The 24,234-nt window shown below is 60.6% G+C and carries 24 protein-coding genes; 7 read left to right on the top strand and 17 right to left on the bottom strand.

Features of this window, described 5'->3' with window-relative positions; genetic code table 11:
• Positions 1 to 77 precede the first annotated feature (77 nt).
• Entirely contained in the window at positions 78 to 731 is a 654-nt protein-coding gene (locus NVB75_RS25925) for a response regulator transcription factor (protein WP_258343934.1), read from the top strand.
• Here NVB75_RS25925 and NVB75_RS25920 read toward each other — a convergent pair.
• From NVB75_RS25920 to ffh, 12 genes are all read right to left on the bottom strand, one after another.
• Positions 700 to 1,944, bottom strand: a complete 1,245-nt coding sequence (locus tag NVB75_RS25920; RefSeq protein WP_258343932.1) for an EAL domain-containing protein — start codon at positions 1,942 to 1,944, stop codon at positions 700 to 702. The genes NVB75_RS25925 and NVB75_RS25920 overlap by 32 nt on opposite strands.
• Positions 1,945 to 2,016: 72 nt before the next feature.
• Entirely contained in the window at positions 2,017 to 5,598 is a 3,582-nt protein-coding gene (locus tag NVB75_RS25915) for a transporter substrate-binding domain-containing protein (protein ID WP_258343931.1), read from the bottom strand.
• A gap of 109 nt (positions 5,599 to 5,707) precedes the next feature.
• Entirely contained in the window at positions 5,708 to 7,117 is a 1,410-nt protein-coding gene (gene thrC, locus NVB75_RS25910; protein ID WP_258343930.1) for a threonine synthase, read from the bottom strand.
• 67 nt (positions 7,118 to 7,184) lie between these two features.
• Positions 7,185 to 8,489, bottom strand: coding sequence for a homoserine dehydrogenase (locus tag NVB75_RS25905; RefSeq protein WP_017478702.1), 1,305 nt, complete (start codon positions 8,487 to 8,489; stop codon positions 7,185 to 7,187).
• 126 nt (positions 8,490 to 8,615) lie between these two features.
• Positions 8,616 to 9,347 carry a bifunctional protein-disulfide isomerase/oxidoreductase DsbC gene (dsbC, locus tag NVB75_RS25900; RefSeq protein WP_063032964.1) on the bottom strand — a complete coding sequence of 244 codons (732 nt, stop codon included), beginning with the start codon at positions 9,345 to 9,347 and terminating at the stop codon, positions 8,616 to 8,618.
• 154 nt (positions 9,348 to 9,501) lie between these two features.
• Positions 9,502 to 10,398 carry a site-specific tyrosine recombinase XerD gene (gene xerD / locus NVB75_RS25895; protein WP_218263901.1) on the bottom strand — a complete coding sequence of 299 codons (897 nt, stop codon included), beginning with the start codon at positions 10,396 to 10,398 and terminating at the stop codon, positions 9,502 to 9,504.
• A 236-nt stretch (positions 10,399 to 10,634) separates the two neighbouring features.
• A complete protein-coding gene (locus tag NVB75_RS25890; RefSeq protein WP_258343927.1) occupies positions 10,635 to 11,048 on the bottom strand; it encodes an acyl-CoA thioesterase in 414 nt (137 codons plus the stop codon).
• 84 nt (positions 11,049 to 11,132) lie between these two features.
• On the bottom strand, positions 11,133 to 11,483 hold the full coding sequence (gene rplS / locus NVB75_RS25885) for a 50S ribosomal protein L19 (RefSeq protein ID WP_003175895.1): 351 nt from the start codon (positions 11,481 to 11,483) through the stop codon (positions 11,133 to 11,135).
• Positions 11,484 to 11,528: 45 nt separating this feature from the next.
• Positions 11,529 to 12,239, bottom strand: a complete 711-nt coding sequence (trmD, locus tag NVB75_RS25880) for a tRNA (guanosine(37)-N1)-methyltransferase TrmD (RefSeq protein WP_231988895.1) — start codon at positions 12,237 to 12,239, stop codon at positions 11,529 to 11,531.
• 43 nt (positions 12,240 to 12,282) lie between these two features.
• Positions 12,283 to 12,819: a ribosome maturation factor RimM gene (gene rimM, locus NVB75_RS25875; protein ID WP_258343926.1), complete on the bottom strand. Its 537-nt coding sequence runs from the start codon at positions 12,817 to 12,819 to the stop codon at positions 12,283 to 12,285.
• 5 nt (positions 12,820 to 12,824) lie between these two features.
• Positions 12,825 to 13,076, bottom strand: a complete 252-nt coding sequence (gene rpsP, locus NVB75_RS25870; RefSeq protein WP_003209587.1) for a 30S ribosomal protein S16 — start codon at positions 13,074 to 13,076, stop codon at positions 12,825 to 12,827.
• A 250-nt stretch (positions 13,077 to 13,326) separates the two neighbouring features.
• Complete coding sequence (gene ffh / locus NVB75_RS25865; RefSeq protein ID WP_003209589.1) at positions 13,327 to 14,703, bottom strand: signal recognition particle protein; 1,377 nt, start codon at positions 14,701 to 14,703, stop codon at positions 13,327 to 13,329.
• A gap of 234 nt (positions 14,704 to 14,937) precedes the next feature.
• On the opposite strand from ffh, the gene NVB75_RS25860 reads away from it, so the two are divergent.
• The 3 genes from NVB75_RS25860 (at position 14,938) to NVB75_RS25850 (ending at position 18,533) form a co-directional block, all read left to right on the top strand.
• The gene (locus tag NVB75_RS25860; RefSeq protein ID WP_076017511.1) at positions 14,938 to 15,750 is read left to right on the top strand and encodes an inner membrane protein YpjD; all 813 of its coding nucleotides are present in this window, start codon (positions 14,938 to 14,940) and stop codon (positions 15,748 to 15,750) included.
• Between the two features lie 12 nt (positions 15,751 to 15,762).
• The gene (locus NVB75_RS25855; RefSeq protein ID WP_258343925.1) at positions 15,763 to 17,001 is read left to right on the top strand and encodes a transporter associated domain-containing protein; all 1,239 of its coding nucleotides are present in this window, start codon (positions 15,763 to 15,765) and stop codon (positions 16,999 to 17,001) included.
• A 221-nt stretch (positions 17,002 to 17,222) separates the two neighbouring features.
• Positions 17,223 to 18,533: an MFS transporter gene (locus NVB75_RS25850; RefSeq protein WP_258343923.1), complete on the top strand. Its 1,311-nt coding sequence runs from the start codon at positions 17,223 to 17,225 to the stop codon at positions 18,531 to 18,533.
• Positions 18,534 to 18,659: 126 nt separating this feature from the next.
• Here the strand turns inward: NVB75_RS25850 and purT are convergent, their stop codons facing one another.
• The 5 genes from purT to NVB75_RS25825 form a co-directional block, all read right to left on the bottom strand.
• Positions 18,660 to 19,841, bottom strand: a complete 1,182-nt coding sequence (purT, locus tag NVB75_RS25845; protein ID WP_026078133.1) for a formate-dependent phosphoribosylglycinamide formyltransferase — start codon at positions 19,839 to 19,841, stop codon at positions 18,660 to 18,662.
• A 69-nt stretch (positions 19,842 to 19,910) separates the two neighbouring features.
• Positions 19,911 to 20,378, bottom strand: coding sequence for a hypothetical protein (locus NVB75_RS25840; RefSeq protein ID WP_003209599.1), 468 nt, complete (start codon positions 20,376 to 20,378; stop codon positions 19,911 to 19,913).
• A gap of 206 nt (positions 20,379 to 20,584) precedes the next feature.
• Positions 20,585 to 20,800: a DUF1289 domain-containing protein gene (locus tag NVB75_RS25835; RefSeq protein WP_167664509.1), complete on the bottom strand. Its 216-nt coding sequence runs from the start codon at positions 20,798 to 20,800 to the stop codon at positions 20,585 to 20,587.
• Positions 20,797 to 21,321, bottom strand: coding sequence for a gamma carbonic anhydrase family protein (locus NVB75_RS25830; protein WP_008438249.1), 525 nt, complete (start codon positions 21,319 to 21,321; stop codon positions 20,797 to 20,799). Before NVB75_RS25830 ends, NVB75_RS25835 begins: the two co-directional genes overlap by 4 nt.
• A 39-nt stretch (positions 21,322 to 21,360) precedes the next feature.
• On the bottom strand, positions 21,361 to 21,963 hold the full coding sequence (locus NVB75_RS25825; RefSeq protein WP_076017515.1) for a CoA pyrophosphatase: 603 nt from the start codon (positions 21,961 to 21,963) through the stop codon (positions 21,361 to 21,363).
• A 146-nt stretch (positions 21,964 to 22,109) separates the two neighbouring features.
• On the opposite strand from NVB75_RS25825, the gene NVB75_RS25820 reads away from it, so the two are divergent.
• The 3 genes from NVB75_RS25820 (at position 22,110) to NVB75_RS25810 (ending at position 24,226) form a co-directional block, all read left to right on the top strand.
• Positions 22,110 to 22,658, top strand: coding sequence for an NUDIX hydrolase (locus tag NVB75_RS25820; RefSeq protein WP_258343921.1), 549 nt, complete (start codon positions 22,110 to 22,112; stop codon positions 22,656 to 22,658).
• Between the two features lie 42 nt (positions 22,659 to 22,700).
• Positions 22,701 to 23,204 (top strand): murein L,D-transpeptidase family protein, encoded by a 504-nt coding sequence (locus NVB75_RS25815; RefSeq protein ID WP_017478692.1) that lies wholly within the window; start codon positions 22,701 to 22,703, stop codon positions 23,202 to 23,204.
• A 263-nt stretch (positions 23,205 to 23,467) separates the two neighbouring features.
• Positions 23,468 to 24,226, top strand: coding sequence for a GntR family transcriptional regulator (locus tag NVB75_RS25810; RefSeq protein ID WP_003209609.1), 759 nt, complete (start codon positions 23,468 to 23,470; stop codon positions 24,224 to 24,226).
• Positions 24,227 to 24,234 lie beyond the last annotated feature (8 nt).

The raw sequence follows: 24,234 nt of genomic DNA, 5'->3' as shown, positions 1-24,234 counted from the left end.
CCCTTTCTAAAACCGCACCTTCAGAGCCTCTCCTGCGTTAACAGGCTAGAATCCCCAAATTACCCCGGGAGCCTGTATTGAAAGAAGCGTCTGACAAGCCATTGCGCATCGTCCTCGCCGACGACCATCCGATTTTCCTCATCGGTCTGCGGGCGGTCCTGGAACGTGACGAACGGCTGACCATCGTCGGTGAAGCCAATTCCCCCCAAGCCCTTGCCGAGCTACTGCAACACTGCACCTGCGACGTACTGGTCACCGACTTCATGATGCCCGCCGAGCCCCAGGCCGATGGCTTGCGCCTGATCGAGCAACTGCGCCGGCATCACCCGGCCCTGCCCATCGTGGTGGTGACCATGCTGAACAACGCTGGCCTGTTCCACGCCATCCTGGAGCTGGGCGTCCTGGGCCTGCTGAGCAAGGCCAGTCTCGCAGACGAATTGCCTGAGGCGATCCGCCAGGTGCGCCAGCAGCGACGTTATGTGGCCCAGACCATCAGTCAGTCACTGAACCTGGCAGGCGTCGAGCGCGTGCACTCCCAGGATCAACTGTCACCCCGTGAACTGGAAGTCATCCGCCTGCTGGCCGGCGGCTTGACGGTAGGCGAGATCGCCGCGAATCTTCATCGCAGCAAGCAGACCGTCAGCGCGCAAAAAGTCAGCGCCATGCGCAAGCTGGGCCTGAGCAACGACGCCGCGCTGTTTATCTATGTGCAGGAACACGGGCTGGCCTAGCCTGAAACGCGATCCACTGTTTCAGCGCCTCGACATCCATGGGCCGGGCGATAAAACAGCCTTGCAACCACGCAGCCCCCAGCTCACTCACCGCGTGATAATCGGCGGCACTTTCAACCCCGGTCACCACCACCCCCACACCCAGTCGCCCCGCCATGCTCATGGCACCGGCAACCACTGCTGCCTTGCGATCGTCCCTGGCCATGCCGCTGGCAAACGCCGGCGGGATCTTCAATTCGCTGAAGGGCAATTCCAGCAAGCGCTGCAGGCTGGTGCCGCCCACGCCGAAATCACCAATGGACAGCTTGCACCCCATCATCCGCAAACGCAGCAAGCCGGTGACGTGGGCGCTGTCGGTGTTCAAGCGCGAGGTTTCAACCAGTTCCAGGGTCAGGCCATGAGCGGGCACGCCGTGAAGTTGCAGCAAGCCTTGCAGCACCTGGGGAAAGTGCGCGCGCTCCAGCATTCGCCCCGGGATATTCACCGCCACCGGCAGCGCTTGGCCGGTCTCGCGCATGACGTGTGCCGACAGGCCCAGCGCTTGCTCCAACACGTGCCAGGTAAACGCCTCTTCCATTCCGGCAAACTCCAGCACCGGTAGAAACTCGTCAGGCAGCAACAGCTCACCTTCAGGCAGCTGCCAACGCGCCAGCGCTTCAACACCTTGCAACGCACCGGCCTGGCTGACGATAGGCTGATACCAGACCGTGCCACAGCGTGCGATAACCGCCTGGCTCAGATCGGCTGAAGGTGGCAACACCTCGATGTCGCTCAAACCCAGCAACTGGCGCACCTGCTCCCAGGACATCGCCGCCGGCCCGGGCCGCAGGCGTTCCTGGCACGCCGTCAGGACTTGCCCGATCAACTTTGCCGATGCGGGCTTGGGCAAGCAGCCGAGCACGTTGAGCCCCAACTGCCGCGCCATGTTCGCCACGCCCTCCAACACCTCGGGCTCGGCGTTGCTCAACAAGATCAACACCTGAGCCTGGCGACGTTCAGCCAGTTCACGGATCAGCTCCAGGCCATCGCCCTGCTCCAGGTACAGATCGCAAATCGCAATGTCTACCGCGCCCTTGCTCTCCAGTGACTGCCGAGCGGCGTCAACCGTTTCGGCAGTGCGTACATTGAATACGCCGTTGGCATTGAGCATCTGATGCAGGGCCATCAGTTGGAACGGGTTATCTTCGAGGATCAGGACTTTGAGGGAACGCATGAAAACTTTACCGGGGAGAAGCGAGGGTGCACAGACTAGTCAAAACCCCGCACCTTCCCCATAGGACATGTCTTATTCGGACTGATCCAGACAGGCATCAAGCTCGCACCGGAACTCGATCAATGCTTCGCGCAGCGCTAACCAATGCCTTTCAAACTCAGCGTGGCGCTGCTCCCGAATACAACCTTCCAGCGCCACGCAGGCCTTGGCCAGCGACAACGCGTCCACCAGGCAGCATATGCCCTTCAGACGGTGCAACGAGGCGACCAGCCGGGCCTGATCGTGGTCCGCCATGGCGGCGGTCATCACGCTTTGTTCCTGCTCAAGACTCCTCGCCAGCTCCTGCAACATCTGCTGCAAAACCGGTCCGTCGGCCTGGGTCATGGTGCGCAGGGTCTCGATACTGAAAGAACGCGAAGGCGCCACCTGGGCGAGCACGCGCGTCCAGTGTTCAAGGGTCACGGGCTTGACCAGCAGTTCATCCATTCCCGCCTCCCGGCAGCGCTGTTGTTCGTCATCCTGGGCATTCGCCGTGCACCCCACCAGCGCCAGGCGTGGCCGTTGCTCCTGGGCTTCAAGCCGGCGGATGGCCTCGCTCAAGGCATAGCCGGACATGCCCGGCATGTTGCAGTCGGTGACCAACAGATCAAACACCTCGTTGCGCCAATGCTGCAAGGCAGCCTCGGCGGAGTCGACGGCCACCACCTGATGGCCAAGGAACTGTAACTGCTGAACCAGTACCAGACGGTTGGCCGGCAGGTCATCCACCACCAGCACCGACAGGCTGCGGCCGGCGACGGGCGGCGACACCGCAGGTGCCGCCGGCACGTCGTCGCTGCTGACCCGGTCCAGGTACAGCTCGATGCACACCACCGTGCCCTGCCCCACAACACTGCTCAAGGTGATGCTGCCGCCCATCAACTCCACCAGTTGCTGGCAGATGCTCAAGCCCAGCCCCGTACCACCGTGCTCCGCAGCCGTCAGCGCGCTGACCTGGATAAACGGCTTGAACACCCGCGCCTGCTGCTCGATGCTGATACCCAGGCCGCTGTCCTCCACGCAGATGTGCAAGTATTCAGCTCCCGCCTGGTCGAGCTTGCGCGCGACACTGACCCGAACCTCGCCGTGCTGGGTGAATTTAATCGCATTGCCCAACAGGTTATGGATCACCTGGCGCAGGCGCAGCGGGTCGAACCAGTAGTACCCTTGCGCTGCGGGATCGAAGGAAAGAGTCAAGTGCAGGCCCTTTTTCTGCGCCATGGCTTCAAACAGCCGCTGTATGCCCTCAAAGAATGCTTTCAAGTCAGTGGTCTGCGGCGCCAGTTGCAGATGACCGGCTTCAATCTTCGCCAGGTCCAGGCTGTCCCCCATCAAGGCAATCAATTCCCGCGCCGAGCGATGGGCTACCCGCAGCGCTTCAGACACCGGTTTGCCTTCGGCCAGGGCACGCTCCTGCTCCAATTCAAGCAGACCGATAATGGCAGTCATCGGTGTACGAATCTCATGGCTCAGGGTCGAGAGAAAGGCACTTTTCGCGTAGTTCGCTTCGTCAGCAGCCTGGCGCGCATCCATCAGTTGGTGCTCCAGGATCTTGCGCTCGTTGATGTCGATCCAGCCACCGAGCAACCCTTGCAATTGGCCCTTGGCGTCAAAGAACGGCACCGTCCACTGATAGACATGAAACGCCCCGCCGTTGAACTCCAGTTGCCGGTCGACGAACAGCGACTGCTGGGTCGCCAACTGCTCCATATGGCCGGCGTGCAGGCGCGCGGCCGTTGCGTCAGGCATCAATCCGCTTTCCATCAGCGTCAGGCCCTGGATCTGCTCACGCCGGGTGTTCAACTGTTGCTCATAGCGGGTGTTGCAGGTCACCAGGCGTCCTTCCAGATCACGCACAAATACCGGGTTGGGCATGCCATCCAGCAACGCGCGCTTGAATGCCAACTGGTCGTTGAGCCGCTGCTCGGCTTGAAGGCGTTGGCGAATCTGGCGCTTGAGCCGGCTGTTCCAGACCAGGGACACCAGCACAAACAGCAACGCCATGGCGACCGTCCAATACGCCCACGGTGGCACCCGTTGCCAGGCGGGCACCGGGACCGGCACGGTACCCAGCCAACGCAAACGCAGGGCACTCAACTCCGCTACCGGCAGTGCCTCCAAGGCCTTGTTCAAAATACTCAGCAGCTCGGGTTGATCCTTGCGCACCGAGAGACTATTGGCCGACCACTTGCCCTCGACACTGCGACCGATGCGCAATTCATCGGCCGGGTAACTCTGCACTTCCACTTCACTCTGGATAGTCGCCGCCGCGCGGCCCTGCGTTACCAGCTCACGGGCCTGTGCGTAGTTATCCACCGAGTGCAGCTTGATCCCGGGGTGCTCGCGACGAATGTACCCCTCCAGGACATGGCGCGCCGGCAGCGCCAGGACCTTGCCTGACAGCTCGCTCAAACTGGCCACTGGCGGCGCATCCGCGCGCTGGATAAACACCCAGCCTGAGCCCCCGAAACCATGGCTGAAATTGAGGAATGCCTTGCGCTCCTGATTCTCGGCCAGGGTGGTGTTCATGTCCGCCCTGCCCGTTTCCAGCAACGCCAGGGTTTGCGCCGTGGAAGTCACATCCTCCATGACGAACTGCAGGCCAGTCATGCGTGAAATGCGGTTGAGCAAGTCCACATTCAGCCCCACCCATTGACCGTCCTTGTCCTTGAATACGTAAGGCGAGAGTTGCTGGGACGCCACCACCACATGGGGATGCTGGAGCACCCAGGCCCGCTCCCGGGCCGACAAGGCGATGCGCTCGGCGGCCATGCCGACGCCCAGGCCGGTGGTCCAGCGTGCGAGGATTTCCCGGCGCACTGAGTCATCGATACTTGCCAGCGCCTGGTCCATCATCGCTCCCAGCAACGGGTCGGCCTCCCGTGTGGCAAAGGCAAAACCAATGGGCGCCAGGCGGCTTTCCACCTTGATCTGCAAGCCCAGGTAGGGCCGCAAAGACTTGTAGGCGCGCACAATCACTTCGTTGCCGATAAACGCATCGGCATCGCCTTGCTTCAGCGCTTCGAGGCCACTGTAGAGGTTCGGCGCCAGCATGATGTGGCTGCCGGGATACGCTTGATGGACGTTCTTGACGTTGGCGTAGCCGTCCAGCAACACCAGCTTCTTGTCATTGAGGTCTTCGTTCTGGGTGGTGTCGTCCCGGCGCACAACCACCACCGAACGGTCCGGCATGTAATCGTCGGTAAAGCGCAGCCCCGGTACGTCACGCTCATAACCGTTGGCGCTGGTGAGAATATCGATGGTGCCGTTACGCAAAGCTTCCACCGCCTGCGCCCGTTCGGCGAAGCCCAGCACTTGCATCGGTGCATTCAGGCGCGCGCCGATCAGGCTCAGGTAATCGGCGCTGATGCCCTGGTAGCGATTGCGGTCGCGGGTGATATCAATCGGCTGATAGTCATCAATCGAGATGCCCACCCTCAACGGCCGATGCGCCGCCAGCCATTGCTGCTCGCTGGCCGTCAGGGGCATGGGCTCCAGGGCAATGAACGCCGGTACCAGCTTGAACGGCAGGCTGACAGCCGCAAGGCTTGCCGAACCCTGCACAAGCAACAGCACACCTGTCAGCCACACACACGCGCGGGTCGATAAATACACCGGTTGGGTTTCCTTGATTATTCTTGTTGGTCGCCGCGCAAGTATGGCTCGCCAGAATGAAAAAGCCCGTCACGAGGACGGGCTTGAGCCACCACGTAAAGCCGTTGGCTCAGAGTGGCTTGCCGCGATTGCCATGCTGGCTGACAAACGCCTGCACCGCTTTCAGGTCATTGGCCAACACCGTGCAACGCTCCTCGCGCTCAAACAGGTCGGTAAGGTGCGGCGGCAATTCCAGCGCTTTGCCAACACCGGCCTTCTCTACCGCTTCCGGGAATTTGACCGGGTGCGCGGTGCCGAGAATCACCATCGGGATGTCCAGGCTGCGACGGCATTCCCGCGCGGCCTTGACGCCAATGGCGGTGTGCGGGTCCAGCAGCTCGCCGGTCTGGGCGTAGACTTCGGCAATGGTCTCGCAGGTTTGTGCATCGTCCACGGCCAGGGAGTCGAACAGCTTGCGGGTTTCGGTCCAGCGCTCTTGCTCGACGCTGAAGCCGCCACCCTGCTTGAAGCTGTCCATCAGGCCAGCCAGGGCCGCGCCGTTGCGACCGTGCATGTCGAACAGCAGGCGTTCGAAGTTCGACGAGACCATGATGTCCATCGACGGCGACAGCGTGGCGTGCAGGGTTTCCTTGACGTACTGGTTGCCACTCATGAAGCGGTGCAGGATGTCGTTGCGGTTGGTGGCGACGATCAACTGGTTGATCGGCAGGCCCATGTTGCGCGCCAGGTAACCGGCGAAGATGTCGCCGAAGTTGCCGGTTGGCACCGAGAACGACACCGAACGCGCCGGGCCGCCCAACTGCAGGGACGCATGGAAGTAGTAGACGATCTGGGCCATGATCCGCGCCCAGTTGATCGAGTTCACCGCCACCAGGCGCGTGCCCTTGAGGAAGCTCTGGTCGGCGAAGCTGGCCTTGACCATTTCCTGGCAGTCATCGAAGTTGCCTTCGATGGCGATGTTGTGAATGTTCTCGCCGAAGATCGTGGTCATCTGCCGACGCTGCACTTCCGACACGCGGTTGTGCGGGTGCAGGATGAAGATGTCGACGTTTTCGCAGTGCTTGCAACCTTCGATCGCCGCCGAGCCGGTATCACCGGAAGTGGCGCCGATGATCACCACGCGCTCGCCGCGTTTTTCCAACACGTAGTCCAACAGGCGACCCAGCAGTTGCAGGGCGAAATCCTTGAACGCCAGGGTCGGGCCGTGGAACAGCTCCAGGACCCATTCGTTGCCGTTCAGTTGACGCAACGGGGCGATGGCGCTGTGGGAAAACACGCCATAGGTTTCTTCCAGGATCTTCTTGAAATCCGCATCGGGGATGCTGCCGGTGACGAACGGGCGCATGACCCGGAACGCCAGCTCGTGGTACGGCAGGCCGGCCCAGGAAGCGATTTCTTCGTGGGTGAAGCGTGGCAGGTTTTCCGGCACATACAGGCCGCCGTCAGTGGCCAGACCGGCCAGCAAAACGTCTTCGAAATTCAGGGCCGGTGCCTGGCCGCGGGTGCTGATATAACGCATGACTGGCTCCTCTAGAGCATGCTTGAACAAGGGCCGCCGAACGTGTGGGGCCCTTGCCGCAAAACGATTAGTTCAGGTGTTCGACGCGAATCCGCACCACCGGCCCAACTACGCCCTGCAACGCTTCGAGCGCGGCGATGGCATCGTTGATGTGCTGTTCCAGCACACGGTGGGTCAGCAGGATCATGGGCACCAAGCCGTCTTGTTCTTCGACTTCCTTCTGCATGATCGATTCAATATTGATGCCACGCTCCGACAGGATGCTGGCCACCTGAGCGAGCACGCCCGGGTGATCCTTGGCCTGAATGCGCAGGTAGTAGGCACTTTCGCAGGCCTCGATCGGCAGGATCGGATGGGCCGACAGCGAGTCCGGCTGGAAGGCCAGGTGCGGTACGCGGTTTTCCGGGTCGCTGGTCATGGCGCGAACCACGTCCACCAGGTCGGCGATCACCGACGAAGCGGTCGGCTCCATGCCGGCACCGGCACCGTAGAACAAGGTCGAACCGGCAGCATCACCGTTGACCATCACGGCGTTCATCACGCCATTGACGTTGGCGATCAGGCGGTCGGCCGGGATCAGCGTCGGGTGCACACGCAGCTCGATACCGGCCGGGGTGCTGCGCGCCACACCGAGGTGCTTGATGCGGTAGCCCAGGGCTTCGGCGTAGTTCACGTCGGCGGTGGTCAGCTTGGTGATGCCTTCGGTGTAGGCCTTGTCGAACTGCAGCGGGATACCAAAGGCGATGGACGCCAGGATCGTCAGCTTGTGGGCAGCGTCGATGCCTTCGACGTCGAAGGTCGGATCGGCTTCGGCGTAACCCAGGGCCTGGGCTTCGGCCAGCACGTCTTCGAAGGTGCGGCCTTTCTCGCGCATTTCGGTGAGGATGAAGTTACCGGTGCCGTTGATGATGCCGGCCACCCAGTTGATGCGGTTGGCGGACAGGCCTTCACGGATCGCCTTGATCACCGGGATACCACCGGCCACTGCGGCTTCGAACGCCACGATCACGCCCTTCTCGCGGGCCTTGGCGAAGATTTCGTTACCGTGCACGGCGATCAGCGCCTTGTTGGCAGTAACCACATGCTTGCCGTTTTCGATGGCCTTGAGCACCAGTTCGCGGGCCACGGTGTAGCCGCCCACCAACTCGATGACGATATCGATTTCAGGGTTGGTGGCGACTTCGAAGACATCGTTGGTAATCGCAATACCGGTCGTTTGGAACTGAGGCTTTGGCGTACGCGTGGCAATTTGCGCCACTTCAATCTCACGCCCTGCACGGCGGGAAATTTCTTCAGCGTTACGCTGAAGTACGTTGAAGGTGCCGCCACCGACGGTCCCTAACCCACAGATGCCTACTTTGACCGGTTTCACTGAAGAACTCCCCATGAAACGGCCGACTCAAGGTCGGCCGTGAAAACAGCCGCACAACTGCGGCTCTCTATTAATGACCCGCCGAACTGTCGGCGAGTCATGATCGTCAAGGCTCGACGATTTTGCTTACTTTGCGTTGAGTGCCAGTTTGGCAACTTGCGGCGCCGGCTGGTAGCCCGGAATCACCTGACCGTCAGCCAAAACGATGGCCGGCGTGCCGCTCACACCAATCGACTGGCCGAGGGCGAACTGCTTGGAAACCGGGTTGGCGCACTTGGCGGCCTTGATTTCCTTGCCATCGACCATCTTGTCCATGGCGGCTTTCTTGTCGGCCGAACACCAGACGGCTTGCAACTGCTCGTCACCCGGCGAACCCAGGCCCTGGCGCGGGAACGCCACGTAGCGCACTTCAACGCCAAGCTTGTTCAGCTCAGGCACTTCGGCGTGCAGCTTGTGGCAGTACGGGCAAGTGGTGTCGGTGAAGACGGTGATGTGAGTCTTGGTTTCGCCAATGGCCGGGTAAACCACGGTTTCAGCCACCGGAATGCCGTTGATCAGCTTGGACACGCCCAGGCGCTCGGCTTTCTCGGTGAGGTTCACCGGCTTGCCGTCTTTCAACTGGAACAGGTAGCCCTGGACGATGTACTGGCCATCGGCGCTGGCGTACAGCACGCGGCTGCCCTTGAGCTTGACTTCATACAGACCGGCCATCGGGCTGGCGCTGATGCTTTCAATCGGGGTATCGAGCTGGAGGGCTTCCAGGCTCTTGCGGATTGTCTTTTCTGCGGCGTCATCGGCGACGGCAAAGGTGGAGACCAACGCAATGGCTGCGATGGCGAAAATCTGGGTCAAGCGCATGGGAACTCCTGAAGGCAGATGCAGGGACGGGAGCAGGAACACCGATCTTCAAACACGGGTTTGGGCCGTCCCCTTTGCGAACCGGCAAAGCCTACCACAGTTGGGCCGCAGGGCAGCCAGTCGCGGGGAAATTGGGCTTTTTCCGAAGGGTTTTTCATCCACGGGGATGGTGCTTGGCGTGCATCTCCTGCAAACGCGCCCGGGCCACGTGGGTGTAGATCTGGGTGGTGGATAAGTCGCTGTGGCCCAGGAGCATTTGAACCACGCGCAAATCCGCGCCGTGGTTGAGCAAATGCGTGGCGAAGGCGTGACGCAGGGTGTGGGGCGACAGCGACTTGCCGATCCCCGCGACCTTGGCCTGGTGCTTGATGCGATGCCAGAAGGTCTGGCGGGTCATCTGCTCACCGCGCAGGCTGGGGAACAGCACATCGCTGGGCCGACCGTTGAGCAACTCGCTGCGGGCATCGCGCATGTAGCGCTCGACCCACACAATCGCCTCTTCGCCCATGGGCACCAGGCGCTCCTTGCTGCCCTTGCCCATCACGCGCAATACGCCCTGGCGCAGATTGACCTGTTCCAGGGTCAGGCTGATCAGCTCGGTGACGCGCAAGCCGCAGGCATACAGCACTTCCAGCATCGCGCGGTCACGCTGGCCGATGGCTTCGCTCAGGTCGGGGGCTGCGAGCAGGGCTTCGACGTCGGCTTCCGACAGGGATTTGGGCAGTGGCCGGCCCAACTGTGGCATGTCGATTTGCAGGGTTGGGTCGACAGCGATCAGCTTTTCCCGCAGCAGGTAGCGATAAAAGCCACGTACGCCGGAAAGAAAACGCGCGGTAGAACGAGGTTTGTAGTTTTGCTCGAGGCGCCAGGACAAATGGTCAAGGATCAGCTCGCGACCGGCGTTAAGCAGTTCGAGGTTTTTCTCCTGCAGCCAGCCATTGAACAACGCCAGGTCACTGCGGTAAGCCTGGCGGGTGTTGTCTGACAGGCCTTTTTCCAGCCATAGGGCATCGAGGAAGCGGTCTATCTGGGGATGGTCAATGGCGGGCATGAGGGCTCAGGCTGGGAAAGTGGCGGTGTCGGGTAGATCCTATCGCAGCACAGGCATCTACACATCAATGAAGGCGGGCAAATAATCTGTGGCGAGGGAGCTTGCTCCCGCTGGGGCGCGAAGCGGCCCTGACTGACCCTGAGGCCCAACAGAGAGACTTCTATTGCCGGTTTCAGGGCCGCTGCGCAGCCCAACGGGAGCGAGCTCCCTCGCCACAAAAGCGACTCGATTCAAGATCAGTCGGCAAACCCTGGCAGCACGGGCACCGGTCGTTTGTCAGCATCAATCGCGACAAAACTGAACACACCCTGGATGGCCTTTTCTCGTCCGTCAGCGCTCATGCTTTCGACAAATACTTCCACCTGAACCTTAAGGCTGGTGTTACCCACCTTGATCACGCGACCGATCAGTTCAACGATGGAGCCCGCCGGTATCGCGTGATTGAAGTCGATACGGTCGGTGGAGACCGTCACCAGAGGCAAGCGGCAGAAACGCGTCGCCGTAATGAACGACACTTCGTCCATCCATGCCAGTGCGGTACCGCCGAACAGCGTGTTGTGGTGGTTGGTAGTCGGTGGGAAAACGGCTTTGGTCACATGGGTAACGGAAAGGTCAGTACGACGCTGAATTTCTTCGAGGCGGGTAGTCATGAATAGATACCGGGGAAATAGACAAATTGCAGGCAACAAAAAAGCAGCCCGTAGGCTGCTTTTTTCTGCATCGGGAAGCTGGACTTAAGCCAGTTTTTCCTTGATGCGAGCTGCTTTACCGGACAGGTCACGCAGGTAGTACAGCTTGGCTTTACGTACGTCACCGCGACGTTTAACGGCCATGCTGTCGATTTGCGGGCTGTAGGTCTGGAAAGTACGCTCTACGCCAACACCGTTGGAGATTTTACGAACAGTGAAAGCACTGTTCACACCACGGTTACGCTTGGCAATTACCACGCCTTCGAACGCTTGCAGACGCGAACGGTCGCCTTCCTTCACTTTCACCTGAACGACAATGGTGTCGCCCGGGGCAAAGGTAGGGATCTCTTTGGTCATCTGCTCTGCTTCGAGTGCAAGGATGATTTTGTTAGTCATGCTGTGCTCCTAAGGTAAGTCGTCGGACCTACCATCGATACGTTGTTAACTATCGTCCCGCCCGAGGATGTATTCCTCGAGCAGCTTCTTCTCTTCTCCAGAAAGCGAGCGGCTTTCCAGAAGATCGGCGCGTCGTTCATAGGTCCGCCCGAGGGACTGCTGTAAACGCCAACGCCGGATGTGTGCGTGATTGCCACTTAGCAATACGTCGGGAACACGCTGATCCGCATACACCTCCGGTCGGGTGTAGTGCGGGCAATCCAGCAAACCATCCGTGAAGGAATCTTCCTCCGCGGAGTCCGCATGCCCTAAAGCTCCAGGCAGCAGTCGTGTAACCGCATCTATCAGGACCATCGCCGGCAGCTCGCCGCCAGACAGGACATAGTCCCCAATCGACCACTCTTCATCGACATGAGCTTCAATAAACCGCTCGTCAATGCCTTCATAGCGACCGGCAATCAGGATTAATGCTTCCAGATTCGCCAACTCGCGTACCGCCGACTGATTCAGCTGACGGCCTTGAGGGGACAGGTAAATTACCTTCGCCTTCTCCCCGGCGGCTGCCTTGGCCTGAACCAACGCATCTTCCAGGGGCTTGATCTTCATCACCATGCCCGGGCCACCGCCAAATGGGCGGTCGTCCACAGTGTGATGTCGATCCGTCGTGTAGTCTCGCGGGTTCCAACAGGTGAGCTGCAAGAGCCCCTGTTTCACCGCCCGACTGGTGATGCCGTACTCGCTGATGGCGGAAAACATCTCGGGAAACAAACTGATCACTTCAACGCGCAGGTTAGCCACGTTAGAAATCCGCGTCCCATTCCACCTTCATCTCGCCCGCTGCGAGGTCGACGGCCAACACGCATTGCTCTGTATAGGGCAACAGGCGTTCACGATCATCCAGGCTGCCAGCGCAAGGCTTGACCACCATTACATCATTGGCGCCGGTTTCCAGAAGATGATCGATTTTCCCGAGCAATTGCCCGAGTTGATCAATAACCTTCAGACCTTCCAGCTGGTACCAGTAGTACTCGCCGTCGGTCAATTCAGGGAACAGGTTGCGCGGCACGCAGATCTCATAACCGGACAGAAGACGAGCTTCTTCACGATCATCAAGACCCTTGAGCTTTGCGACCAGGAACTTGTCGTTCCCGCGTCCACTGACCAGCTCTACCTGTTTCACACTACCTTCGCGCTTGAGCGTCCAGGTCTTGTACTGCAACAGGTTTTCAGTCGGATCAGTAAAGGAATACACCTTCACTTCGCCGCGAACGCCATGAACAGAATAAATCTTGCCGATAACGATCAAATCATCAGCAACCGCTGGCGTCGCGTTCATATTGCTCAGGCCGCAGCCTTAGATGCATCCTTCAACAACTGAGCAACGCGCTCAGAAGGTTGTGCACCAACGCTCAGCCAGTAGGCTACGCGCTCTTGGTTCACGGACAGACGGACTTCTTGACCACGAGCGATCGGGTTGAAGAAGCCAACTTGTTCCTTGTGAGAGCCGTCACGTGGGTTGCGGCTGTCAGTTACGGTCAAGTGGTAAAACGGGCGCTTTTTGGAGCCGCCAAGGGCAAGACGGATTGTTAGCATGTGAACATCGTTCCTGTAGTCGGTGCTGCAAATCTAAATGCACAGCGGGCATAGGTGCCCGAAAGGCCGCATATTCTAAGGAATATCCGGACTTTTGCAAATGTCTTTTTCTGGCGCCTATCAGCGTGCCATTCAGATCTGCTATAGAGCCGTCGGTTAAAACGGCAAGTCAGCTCCCGCCAACGGCGGGTTTGCTGGAGATCCCACATCCCTGTGGGTCGGAGCAAAAGCAGGCTTTTGCTCGAATTCTTTACATTTTCGGCATGCCGCCGCCGGGCAACATACCGCCCATGCCGCGCATCATCTTGGCCATTCCGCCTTTTGCGGAGAATTTCTTCATCATCTTCTGCATCTGCTTGTGTTGCTTGATCAAGCGACCGATGTCCTGCACCTGGGTGCCGGAACCCATGGCGATCCGACGTTTGCGCGAACCGCTGATCAGCTCAGGGTCGCGGCGCTCGGCCGGGGTCATGGAATTGATGATGGCTTCCATCTGCTTGAACTGCTTCTCTGCCGCGCCCTGGGCATTGCCCATTTGCGCCAGGTTCACGCCGCCGATGTTCGGCAGCTTGTCCATCAGGCCGCCGAGACCGCCCATGTTCTTCATCTGTTGCAGCTGGTCGCGGAAGTCTTCGAGGTCGAAGCCCTTGCCCTTCTTCAGCTTTTTAGCCAGCTTGTCGGCTTTGTCCTTGTCGAGGGTCGCTTCCGCTTGCTCGATCAGGCTGAGCACGTCGCCCATGCCGAGGATACGCGAGGCGATCCGCTCAGGGTGGAAAGGCTCGAGCGCTTCGCTCTTCTCGCCCATACCGATGAACTTGATCGGCTTGCCGGTAATCGCACGCACCGACAAGGCGGCACCGCCACGGGCGTCGCCGTCGACCTTGGTCAGGATCACACCGGTCAGCGGCAGCGCATCACCAAAGGCCTTGGCGGTGTTGGCCGCATCCTGGCCGGTCATGGCGTCGACCACGAACAGGGTTTCTACCGGGTTGATCGCGGCATGCAGCGCCTTGATCTCGCCCATCATCTCTTCATCGATGTGCAGGCGACCGGCGGTATCGACGATGACCACGTCGATGAATTTCAGCTTGGCTTCTTTAATAGCCGCCTGGGCAATATCGACCGGCTTCTGGCTCAGGTCGGACGGGAAGAAGGTCACACCCACTTCGCCCGCAAGCATTTCCAGCTGTTTAATAGCGGCCGGACGGTAAACGTCCGCAGACACCACCATCACCGACTTCTTCTTGCGCTCTTTAAGGAAGCGCGCCAGTTTGCCGGCCGTGGTGGTTTTACCCGCACCTTGCAGGCCGGCCATCAGCACAACGGCTGGCGGCACGGCACTGAGGTTCAAATCTTCGTTGGCCGCGCCCATCAGGCTTTCGAGTTCAGCCTGGACGATCTTCACAAACGCCTGGCCCGGGGTCAGGCTGCGGGACACTTCGGTGCCGACCGCGCGCTCTTTGACCGAGTTGACGAAGTCCTTCACCACCGGCAAGGCGACGTCGGCTTCCAGCAACGCCATGCGTACTTCACGCAGGGTGTCTTTAATATTGTCCTCGGTCAGCTTGGCCTTGCCGGTGACATGGCGCAGCGTCTGCGAGAGACGGTCAGTCAGATTTTCAAACATGCGCGATCCTTTCAGGCCCTATTCATCGAAATGCATTGTTAGACCGAGGTAATGGCGGCCCAGGCTGTGGTAAATCGCTATTAAAAACAGCGCTCGGCGAGCCTGCGGCGTGGGCAGGTCGCGGATTATAGCGAAGACTGCCGCCATGCACACCCGCTGTCTGGCCTGAGAGTCTTTCGTGTTACGCAGGTGTATGCCAAACTCAGCGCCTTTCGGGCCTGCTTAACAGGATTTATGCTCCCTTTGTCACCCAGTTTGCTACCCAGCCTCGCCGCCGCCATCTTGTATGCCGCTGCGACCCTCTATCAGGGCACTCGTCTGGCCCAAGGCGCCAAGGCCGACAAACGCCTGTTGGTAGGCCTTGGCGTGATCGCCCTGCTGGCCCACGCGGCCAGCCTGTTCACGCATTTGATGACGCCGGTCGGCCTGGGCCTGGATTTTTTCAGCGCCGCCAGTCTGATTGCCGCCGCGGTGATCGCGCTGACCCTGATGGCCTGCTACCGGATCCCGGTGGAGAACCTGCTGGTGCTGCTGTTCCCGCTCGGGATGCTGACGGTGCTGCTGGCGCAATTCACGCCGACGGGCACCGTGCAGGTCATTGATGAAGAGCCGGGCATCCTCGCCCACATTCTGCTGTCGATCCTCGCCTACGGCATGTTCACCATTGCGGTGTTCCAGGCCTTGCTGCTGCTGTTGCAAGACCACCAGCTCAAGCACAAGCACCCGTCCGGGCTGATCAAGAACTTCCCGCCGCTGCAAACCATGGAAAGCCTGCTGTTCGGCTTCCTCTGGGCCGGCTGGACGCTGCTGTCGCTGTCGCTGATCTCCGGCTGGCTGTTCGTCGAGAACCTGTTCGCCCAGCACCTGGTGCACAAAACCCTGCTGGCGTGCCTGGCCTGGGTGGTGTTCAGCGTGCTGCTGTGGGGCCGCAACCGCCTCGGCTGGCGCGGGCACAAGGCGATCCGCTGGACCCTGGCCGGTTTCTGCCTGCTGATGCTGGCCTATTTCGGCAGCAAGCTGGTTCGCGAATACATCCTGCATATCTGACGGGCAGCCGACATGGACAACTTGCCCTTAGGGCCGATGCTTGCCGTAGTAGCCTTGCTGGTTTTATGGTCGGCGCTGTTTACCGCCATCGAAGCCGCCCAGCAACATTTGCTGGCCCTGCGCCCTGGCACCCGCCAGGGTGACAAAGCCGCCGCCCGCCTGAATTTCCCGCGCAACAGCCTGATCCTCTGCAACACCCTGTGCCGCGCCGTGGTGGTGATTCTCTGCACCCTGCTGGCGATCTACGCCTGGGCGGAAAACGGCCCGTGGCTCGGCTGGGTGATCTCCAGCGCGGTCCTGCTGGTGCTGGCCGACTACCTGCCGCGCGCCCTGGCCACTCGCCACCCGCAAACCATCCTCGGCTTTGGCAACACCCTGCTGAGCGTGCCGCTGAAAATCCTTTCCCCGCTGGCCTGGCTGCTCAACGGAATCAGCCTGTTGCTGCTGCGCCCGTTCACCCGCAAGCCGGGTGTGGTCAAGAAAAGCGATGAGCCGCAGCCGGATCAGGACGACGAGCCGGAAGCCGAAATCCCCAACACCCGTGCACCGGGCATGCCAGGCATTCATGCCCTGGACAACATCACCGTGAATGACATCCTCGTGCCCCGCAGCGAAGTGGACGGCATCAACCTGGATGACTCGGTAGAGGAAATCATCGAGCAACTGCGGGTTTCCACGCGTACCCGGCTGCCGGTGTTCCACAGCGACATCAACCAGGTCGAAGCGGTGCTCAACACCCGGCAGATCCGCCACCTGCTGCCGGACGCCAGCCTGACCAAGGAAGCGCTGCTGGAGGCCTGTCACGAGCCCTACTTCGTCCCGGAAAGCACACCGCTGCAACTGCAATTGCTGAACTTCCACAAGCAACAGCGCCGCCTGGGCATGGTGGTGGATGAGTACGGCGAAGTGCTGGGCATTGTGACCCTGGAAGACATTCTTGAAGAAATCGTCGGTGAGTTCGAAAACGAGCAGCACCTCGACAACCCGCACATCCAGCCCCAACTGGATGGCCGCTACGTGATCGACGGCGCCGCCTCGATTCGCGACCTGAACAAAACCCTCGGCTGGCACCTGCCCAGCGACGGCCCCAAGACCCTCAACGGCCTGGTGACCGAAGCGCTGGAGACCATCCCGGATTGCGCCGTGTGCCTGAAAATCGGCCGTTATCGCCTGGAAATCCTCGAGACCGAGGACAACCGCGTCGCCAAGGTGCTGATCTGGCACACCAGCACGGTGCCGGTCGCCGCTTAAGCCCCTTGTTGGATCCGCAAACCCCTTCCTATAATCGGGCGGCTTACCCAAGCCCCGCCCGACCGCGTGCTACCCGCACTGAGCGCGTCCAGGCACCGCTTTACCGTGTCTGACCGGTGTTTGCTCCCATCCCGAGCCGCCCCGCGCACAACCCTGATCCATGGGTGTTCGACCAATAATAATCCGCGTCCAAACGCGCAATGACCGTCAGGGATAACTCAATGAGCACCACCTATAAAGAGACGGCGAACGCCGCCCCGACCAATTCGACGGCCCGGGTCGCCACCGCGAGCATCATCGGCACCGCCATCGAGTTCTACGACTTCTATATCTACGCAACTGCCGCCGCGCTGGTGATCGGCCCGGTGTTCTTCCCGCAAACCTCCGGCACGGCGCAGATGCTCGCCTCGTTCCTGACCTTCGGTATCGCGTTTATCGCGCGGCCGTTGGGGTCGGCGCTGTTCGGCCACTTTGGTGACCGGATTGGTCGTAAATCGACGTTGGTGGCGTCCCTGCTGCTGATGGGCGTGTGCACCACGCTGATTGGCTTGCTGCCCGGTTATGACAGCATCGGCGCCTGGGCACCGATCCTGCTCTGCGTGCTGCGCTTTGGCCAAGGCCTCGGGCTTGGCGGCGAATGGGGCGGCGCGGCGTTGCTGGCCACCGAGAACGCACCGAAGGGCAAACGCGCCTGGTTCGGCATGTTCCCGCAACTGGGGCCATCGATCGGCTTTCTGGCAGCCAACGGGCTGTTCCTGATCCTGGCCATGAACCTGAGCGACGAGCAGTTCCGCAGCTGGGGCTGGCGCATTCCGTTCATCCTCAGCGCAGCGCTGGTGATGGTCGGTCTGTACGCGCGGCTCAAACTGCACGAAACGCCAGTATTCGCGAATGCCGTAGCCAAGGAAGCTCCGGTGAAAGTGCCGCTGGTGGAACTGTTCAGCCAGCATTGGCTGCCGGTACTGCTGGGCGCGGCGTCGATGGTGGTGTGTTATGCGCTGTTCTATATCACCACGGCGTTTTCCCTGAGCTACGGCGTGTCCACGCTGGGCTATAGCCGTGAAACCTTCCTAGGGCTGCTGTGCTTCGCCGTGCTGTTCATGGGCGCGGCGACGCCGCTGGCCGCCTGGGCAAGCGACCGTTACGGGCGTAAGCCGGTGCTGATTGTGGGGGCGATTCTGACCATCCTCTCCGGCTTCACCATGGAACCGTTGCTGACCCACGGTTCAACCTGGGCCGTGGCATTGTTCCTGGCGCTGGAGCTGTTCCTGATGGGCGTGACGTTCGCCCCGATGGGCGCGATGTTGCCGGAACTGTTCCCGACCCGCGTGCGTTATACCGGTGCTTCGGCGGCGTATAACCTGGGCGGGATCGTAGGCGCGTCGGCCGCACCGTTCTTCGCGACCAAGCTGGTGGCGATGGGTGGTTTGAGTTATGTCGGCGGGTATGTGTCGGCGGCAGCGGTGATCAGCTTGATTGCTGTGTTGTGCCTGAAAGAGACGCGCAATAACGATTTGAACAAGGTCGCCTGATGATGATCATTCCCACGCTCTGCGTGGGAATGCATCCGGTGACGCTCTGCGTCACGCCCTTAAGAGCGGACGCGGAGCGTCCAGCGCGGCATTCCCACGCGGAGCGTGGGAACGATCAGCGGGGGGTTACAGCTCTACAACAACCGCTTTCGAAGCACGGGTCGCTTTAGCCCGGGCAGCCTCAATCGACTCATCCCGCGCCAACGCCACGCCCATACGACGCTGACCGTTCACTTCCGGCTTGCCGAACAAACGCAACGCCGTATCCGGCTCGCTTAAGGCTGCACCCAGGTTGGCAAACGCCGTCTGGGTCGACTTGCCTTCCACCAGAATCACCGCCGAAGCCGAAGGCCCGAACTGACGGATCAACGGGATCGGCAGGCCGAGAATTGCCCGCGCATGCAGGGCGAACTGCGAAAGATCCTGGGAAATCAGGGTCACCAAACCAGTGTCATGGGGCCGCGGCGATACTTCGCTGAACCACACCTGATCGCCCTTGATGAACAGCTCGACACCAAACAGACCACGACCGCCCAGGGCCTCGGTCACTGCCTTGGCAACGCGCTCGGACTCTGCCAGTGCAATCGGGCTCATGGCCTGTGGCTGCCAGGATTCCTGGTAGTCGCCCTTCTCCTGACGGTGACCGACAGGCGCGCAGAACGTGGTGCCGCCGATGTGGCGCACGGTCAGCAGGGTGATTTCGTAGTCGAAGTCGATAAAGCCTTCGATGATCACCCGGCCCTTGCCGGCACGCCCGCCTTCCTGAGCGTAATCCCAGGCTTTCTGCACGTCATCGGCACTGCGCAGCAGGCTCTGGCCCTTGCCCGACGAACTCATCACCGGTTTTACCACGCACGGGAAGCCCAGGTCGGTGACGGCCTTGCTGTAGTCCTCGAAGGTGTCAGCGAAGTGGTACGGCGAGGTCGGCAGGTCCAGCTCTTCAGCGGCCAGGCGACGGATGCCTTCGCGGTTCATGGTCAGCAAGGTCGCGCGGGCGGTCGGGATCACGTTGAAGCCTTCGGCTTCCAGCTCAACCAGGGTCGCGGTGGCGATCGCTTCGATTTCCGGCACGATGAAGTGCGGCTTTTCGGCTTCGATCACGGCACGCAGGGCGGCGCCGTCGAGCATGTTGATCACATGGCTACGGTGGGCAACCTGCATGGCCGGTGCGTTGGCGTAGCGATCCACGGCAATCACTTCAACGCCCAGGCGTTGCAGTTCGATTACCACTTCCTTGCCCAGCTCACCGCAGCCACACAGCATTACGCGGGTCGCGGTTGGCGACAATGGAGTTCCGATTCGGGTCATCTCAGGTCCTCAGGGGAGCGGATCATGTGGAGAAAGGCCGGCATTTTACATGAACTGTAAGGATTGGCTTCAGTTGGCGACGCGCTGCCGGCGCAAACGCCAGGCCATGGCCAGCCACACCACGGTAACGCCGGCGAATTTCGAGACCAGGGCAGTGCCGGCCACGGCAGGCGTGAGCGCGCCGATCAGGCCGAAAAAGATGAAGGTATCGAGGGGAATACTCAGCGCCGAACTGATCCACAGGCGGTCGTGAAGCGGGCGCTTGGTGATGCTGAACACCAGCCAGTCAATGCATTCGGACACCGCGAACGCCGTGGCGCTGGCCAGGGCGATGGACGGATCGGAGGTGATATAGGACAGCACCAGCGCCGCCAGCATGGCAATGATCGCGCCATGGCCGAAGCGGGTTTGCACCATGTCCCGCAGGACAAATACCAAGCCGCCCCAGGCAGACCAGATGACATCCAGGTGCGGGGCTGTGGAAAAGGCGAAGTTGATCAGCACGACGCTGCTGATGTAGGCAATCAGGAAGAACATGGGGCGAGGGACCTGTGAACAAGGGGCACAGGGTACTTCACAACCCATCAATGTGGCGAGGGAGCTTGCTCCCGCTGGGGCGCGAAGCGGCCCTGAAATGGGCGATAGCGGTGTCCCTGAAGTAATCCTGTCGTCTGATTTGGGGCTGCTTCGCAGCCCAGCGGGAGCAAGCTCCCTCGCCACAGTTATGTGCAGCCTTCTAGCGATCAGGCGCCGGACTTCCCCGGAATCATCCACACCAGCCCACTCGCCTTCGCCCGCTCATGGCACAACCCCAACACCACCCGGCGCTCGGCGTTGTCCATGCGACTCCAGCGGGTAATCTCTTCCACCGTGCGCTGGCATCCCGTGCAGATATCATCGTCATCCAGCGCGCAAATGCTCACGCAAGGCGACGCTACCGGCCGTTCAGATACGGTCATTCTTCCTGCTCAACCAGGTCACGGGCATAACGCTGGGCGTTATGCACATAGTGTGCAGCGCTGGCTTCAAGCATCTTCTTCTGCACGTCGGTCAGCTCCCGTACCACTTTGCCCGGCGAGCCCATTACCAGCGAACCATCGGGAATTTCCTTGCCCTCGCCGATCAGCGAGTTGGCGCCGATGATGCAGTGCTTGCCGATCTTCGCCCCGTTAAGAATCACCGCATTGATGCCAATCAGGCTGTAATCGTCGACGGTGCAGCCATGCAACATGGCGTTATGGCCGATGGTCACGCCGGTGCCGAGGGTCAGCGGGTAACCCATGTCGGTGTGCATCACGCTGCCGTCCTGCACGTTGCTGTTCTTGCCGATCAGGATCAGCTCGTTGTCGCCGCGCAACACCGCGTTGAACCAGACGTTGGCGCCCTCCTCCAGCTTGACCTTGCCCACCAGCGTGGCATTGGGAGCCACCCAGCTGTTGGGATGGGTTTCGACTCGGGCGTCGCCCAGGCGGTATTTCATAGGTGGATCCTCACGGCAGGAACGATGGCCATCTGGCTCTTAGGTATTGATGAAGCTTTTCGGCGGTCGATGCAGGCTGATGTCGGCATCGTCATAGAGCAGATTGATCAGCTCGACAATCATGATCGCCGTCAGCCCCCAGATCTTGTATTCGCCAAACCGATAACTGGGCACATACCAACTGCGGCCCTGGTAATCGATACGGTGAGTGTGTTCGCGGGGATCCTGGCGAAAAAACTCCAGGGGCACGCTGAACACAGCGGCGATCTCGGCGTCATTGGCCAGGTATTCAACGTAATCAGGGATAACGCCTACATAAGGCGTGACACGAATACCGTGCAGGGAAATCAGCGGGCTCAGCGGACCAATCACTTCAACCAACCCCGGCGGCAGGCCGATTTCTTCTTCGGCCTCGCGCAGTGCGGTGAATATCAGGTCGGGATCTTCAGGGTCGCGGCGCCCGCCAGGGAACGCCACTTCACCGCCATGGGTGGATAACCCGCTGGCGCGCAAGGTCAGGATCAGCTCGGGTTCGTCACTGCGGGTGATCGGCACCAGTACCGCCGCTTCCGGGAACCGACCGTCGGTCTCCAGCGTGCGTGGCGTATGATTGCTTACCCGGCGAAGTAGCTCGTCCAGCATGAGTCATCTCGGTCTGTTGGCTACCTTGCATCATGCACCAAACCGTGCGCACGCCCAACCCCAAAACCCTGGCCATGTCGCTAAACGACAACTTGCAGCCCATACCCGGTCACGCCAAGATAGGCGCACTCTCCAGGAACCCCAGCATGAACTTCTGCAGCCAGTGCGGTAAACCGGTCACCCAGCGCATTCCCGAAGGCGACGCACGCCTGCGTTATGTCTGCGATCACTGTCAGACCATTCACTATCAGAACCCCAATATCGTCGCCGGCACGCTGCCGGTGTGGGGCGAGCAGGTGCTGCTGTGCCGCCGCGCCATCGAGCCGCGCCTGGGTTTCTGGACCTTGCCTGCAGGGTTTATGGAGAACGGCGAGACAGTCGAACAGGCCGCCATGCGCGAAACCCTGGAAGAAGCCTGCGCCCGGGTGCGCAACCTGAGCATCTATACCTTGATCGACGTGCCGCACATCAGCCAGGTGCACATTTTCTACCGCGCCGAACTGATCGACCTGGATTTTGCCGCAGGCCCCGAAAGCCTTGAAGTGCGCTTATTCGATGAAGCCGACATCCCTTGGTCCGAGCTGGCTTTCCGCACGGTCGGGCGTACCTTAGAATGCTTTTTTGCTGACCGCCGGCAACAGTCGTATCCGGTGCGCAGCGAGTCCGTGCCGCCGCTGACCCAGCTGGCCAAATAACAATCCAGGCGGCACGTAGTCTTTTCAGGGGATACCGTTTTAATGCGTTGGTTGCTTGCTCTGATCTGCCTGTCGTTTGCCACGCTGTCGCCAGCCTCCACCCAAGTGATCCTGGGGGGCAAGCCCGTCGAGAAAATCCTGGTGCTCAAGTCCGCCCATCAGTTGCAACTGATCAACGACGGCAAGCCCCTCAAGACCTATCGCATCTCCCTGGGTAAAAACCCCAAGGGCACCAAGCTGATGGAAGGCGACCGCCGAACCCCGGAAGGTTTCTACTGGATCGACTGGCGCAAGACCAGCGACCGCTTCAACCTGGCCATGCACATCTCCTACCCCAACATCAGCGACTCCGCCCGCGCCCGCCGCGAAGGGGTCAAGCCCGGCAGCATGATCATGATCCACGGCACCCCCGACGCCGAGGACTACCCCGAAGAGCTGTTCCACACCCTGGACTGGACCGACGGCTGCATCGGCATGCGCAATGTCGACATGCGCGAAGTCTGGAACCTGGTGAAAGACGGCACGATGATCGAGATTCGTCCGTAATTTCCTGCCGCTCGTAAAATAATTCGAAAAAAAATCCCGCCCCACGCGGCGCTTGCCGGTGAATACCAGTTCACCCCGGCAAGCTGCTCGCTTCTGCCCGACAGAAAGACCTCTCTAATACCACTTGAACTGGCGCACTATTAAGGCGCCCGTAAACACTCGCCTGCACCGTTTTCGCTGCATTGACATGGTATTTAAGTGGTATTAGCTTGCGATCACTACCGGGCGACAACACTCCAATAACCGCATCGGAAACCGACACGATGAACCCCATCCTGGCCCTGCGCCCCGACGATAAACAATCGACGCCGCTGTACCTGCAACTGGCCCGCAACCTCGAAGCCGCGATTCATGCCGGCCAATGGAAATCCGAGCAGGCATTGCCGTCGGAACGTGCCCTCAGCGAGCAATTGAGCATTTCCCGGGTGACCGCCCGTAAAGCGCTGGAAGTACTCTTCGAACAAGGCCTGATCCGTCGCAGCCAAGGCTCCGGGACCTTCATCACCCCACGCCTGGAACAGCCGCTGTCGCGCCTCTCGGGCTTCAGCGAAATGCTCCGGCTCAAGGGGTTTGTGCCGACTTCCCAGTGGCTGGAGCGCGACATCACCCCGCCGACCCATGAAGAGCTGATCCGCCTGGGCCTGTCGCCGAGCGACAAGGTCGCGCGGCTCAAGCGTTTGCGTAAGGCCGACGACACGGTGATGGCGATTGAAATGACCGCCATGCCCGCCTCCGTCCTCCCCCACCCGCAGGCCATCGGCAACTCGCTGTACGAATACCTGGAAAGCATCGGCAAGCCCATCGTGCGCGCCCTGCAACACATCCAGGCAATCAACGCCTCGGACGAGTTCGCAGCCCTGGTGGGCATCGCCCCCGGCACCGCCATGCTGCTGATGACCCGGGTGGGCTACACCGCCGACAACACCCCGATTGAAATCACCGACACCTATTGCCGCAACGACTACTACGACTTCGTCGCAGAACTGCGCCGCCACGACTATTCCGCTGAACTGCGAATTTAGAGAACTGC

Origin of the sequence: Pseudomonas sp. CBS (assembly GCF_024734645.1) — a bacterium.
Taxonomy (GTDB): Bacteria; Pseudomonadota; Gammaproteobacteria; order Pseudomonadales; family Pseudomonadaceae; genus Aquipseudomonas.
This window is presented reverse-complemented; position numbering and strand designations above follow the sequence as displayed.

Bases quoted from the DNA above. Each gene is read 5' to 3' on its own strand.
- NVB75_RS25920 (WP_258343932.1), bottom strand. From the start codon at position 1,944: ATGCGTTCCCTCAAAGTCCTGATCCTCGAAGATAACCCGTTCCAACTG.
- thrC (WP_258343930.1), bottom strand. From the start codon at position 7,117: ATGCGTTATATCAGCACCCGCGGCCAGGCACCGGCCCTGAATTTCGAA.
- dsbC (WP_063032964.1), bottom strand. From the start codon at position 9,347: ATGCGCTTGACCCAGATTTTCGCCATCGCAGCCATTGCGTTGGTCTCC.
- xerD (WP_218263901.1), bottom strand. From the start codon at position 10,398: ATGCCCGCCATTGACCATCCCCAGATAGACCGCTTCCTCGATGCCCTA.
- NVB75_RS25890 (WP_258343927.1), bottom strand. From the start codon at position 11,048: ATGACTACCCGCCTCGAAGAAATTCAGCGTCGTACTGACCTTTCCGTT.
- rplS (WP_003175895.1), bottom strand. From the start codon at position 11,483: ATGACTAACAAAATCATCCTTGCACTCGAAGCAGAGCAGATGACCAAA.
- trmD (WP_231988895.1), bottom strand. From the start codon at position 12,239: ATGTTTTCCGCCATCAGCGAGTACGGCATCACCAGTCGGGCGGTGAAA.
- rimM (WP_258343926.1), bottom strand. From the start codon at position 12,819: ATGAACGCGACGCCAGCGGTTGCTGATGATTTGATCGTTATCGGCAAG.
- rpsP (WP_003209587.1), bottom strand. From the start codon at position 13,076: ATGCTAACAATCCGTCTTGCCCTTGGCGGCTCCAAAAAGCGCCCGTTT.
- ffh (WP_003209589.1), bottom strand. From the start codon at position 14,703: ATGTTTGAAAATCTGACTGACCGTCTCTCGCAGACGCTGCGCCATGTC.
- NVB75_RS25860 (WP_076017511.1), top strand. From the start codon at position 14,938: ATGCTCCCTTTGTCACCCAGTTTGCTACCCAGCCTCGCCGCCGCCATC.
- NVB75_RS25855 (WP_258343925.1), top strand. From the start codon at position 15,763: ATGGACAACTTGCCCTTAGGGCCGATGCTTGCCGTAGTAGCCTTGCTG.
- NVB75_RS25850 (WP_258343923.1), top strand. From the start codon at position 17,223: ATGAGCACCACCTATAAAGAGACGGCGAACGCCGCCCCGACCAATTCG.
- purT (WP_026078133.1), bottom strand. From the start codon at position 19,841: ATGACCCGAATCGGAACTCCATTGTCGCCAACCGCGACCCGCGTAATG.
- NVB75_RS25840 (WP_003209599.1), bottom strand. From the start codon at position 20,378: ATGTTCTTCCTGATTGCCTACATCAGCAGCGTCGTGCTGATCAACTTC.
- NVB75_RS25835 (WP_167664509.1), bottom strand. From the start codon at position 20,800: ATGACCGTATCTGAACGGCCGGTAGCGTCGCCTTGCGTGAGCATTTGC.
- NVB75_RS25830 (WP_008438249.1), bottom strand. From the start codon at position 21,321: ATGAAATACCGCCTGGGCGACGCCCGAGTCGAAACCCATCCCAACAGC.
- NVB75_RS25825 (WP_076017515.1), bottom strand. From the start codon at position 21,963: ATGCTGGACGAGCTACTTCGCCGGGTAAGCAATCATACGCCACGCACG.
- NVB75_RS25820 (WP_258343921.1), top strand. From the start codon at position 22,110: ATGAACTTCTGCAGCCAGTGCGGTAAACCGGTCACCCAGCGCATTCCC.
- NVB75_RS25815 (WP_017478692.1), top strand. From the start codon at position 22,701: ATGCGTTGGTTGCTTGCTCTGATCTGCCTGTCGTTTGCCACGCTGTCG.
- NVB75_RS25810 (WP_003209609.1), top strand. From the start codon at position 23,468: ATGAACCCCATCCTGGCCCTGCGCCCCGACGATAAACAATCGACGCCG.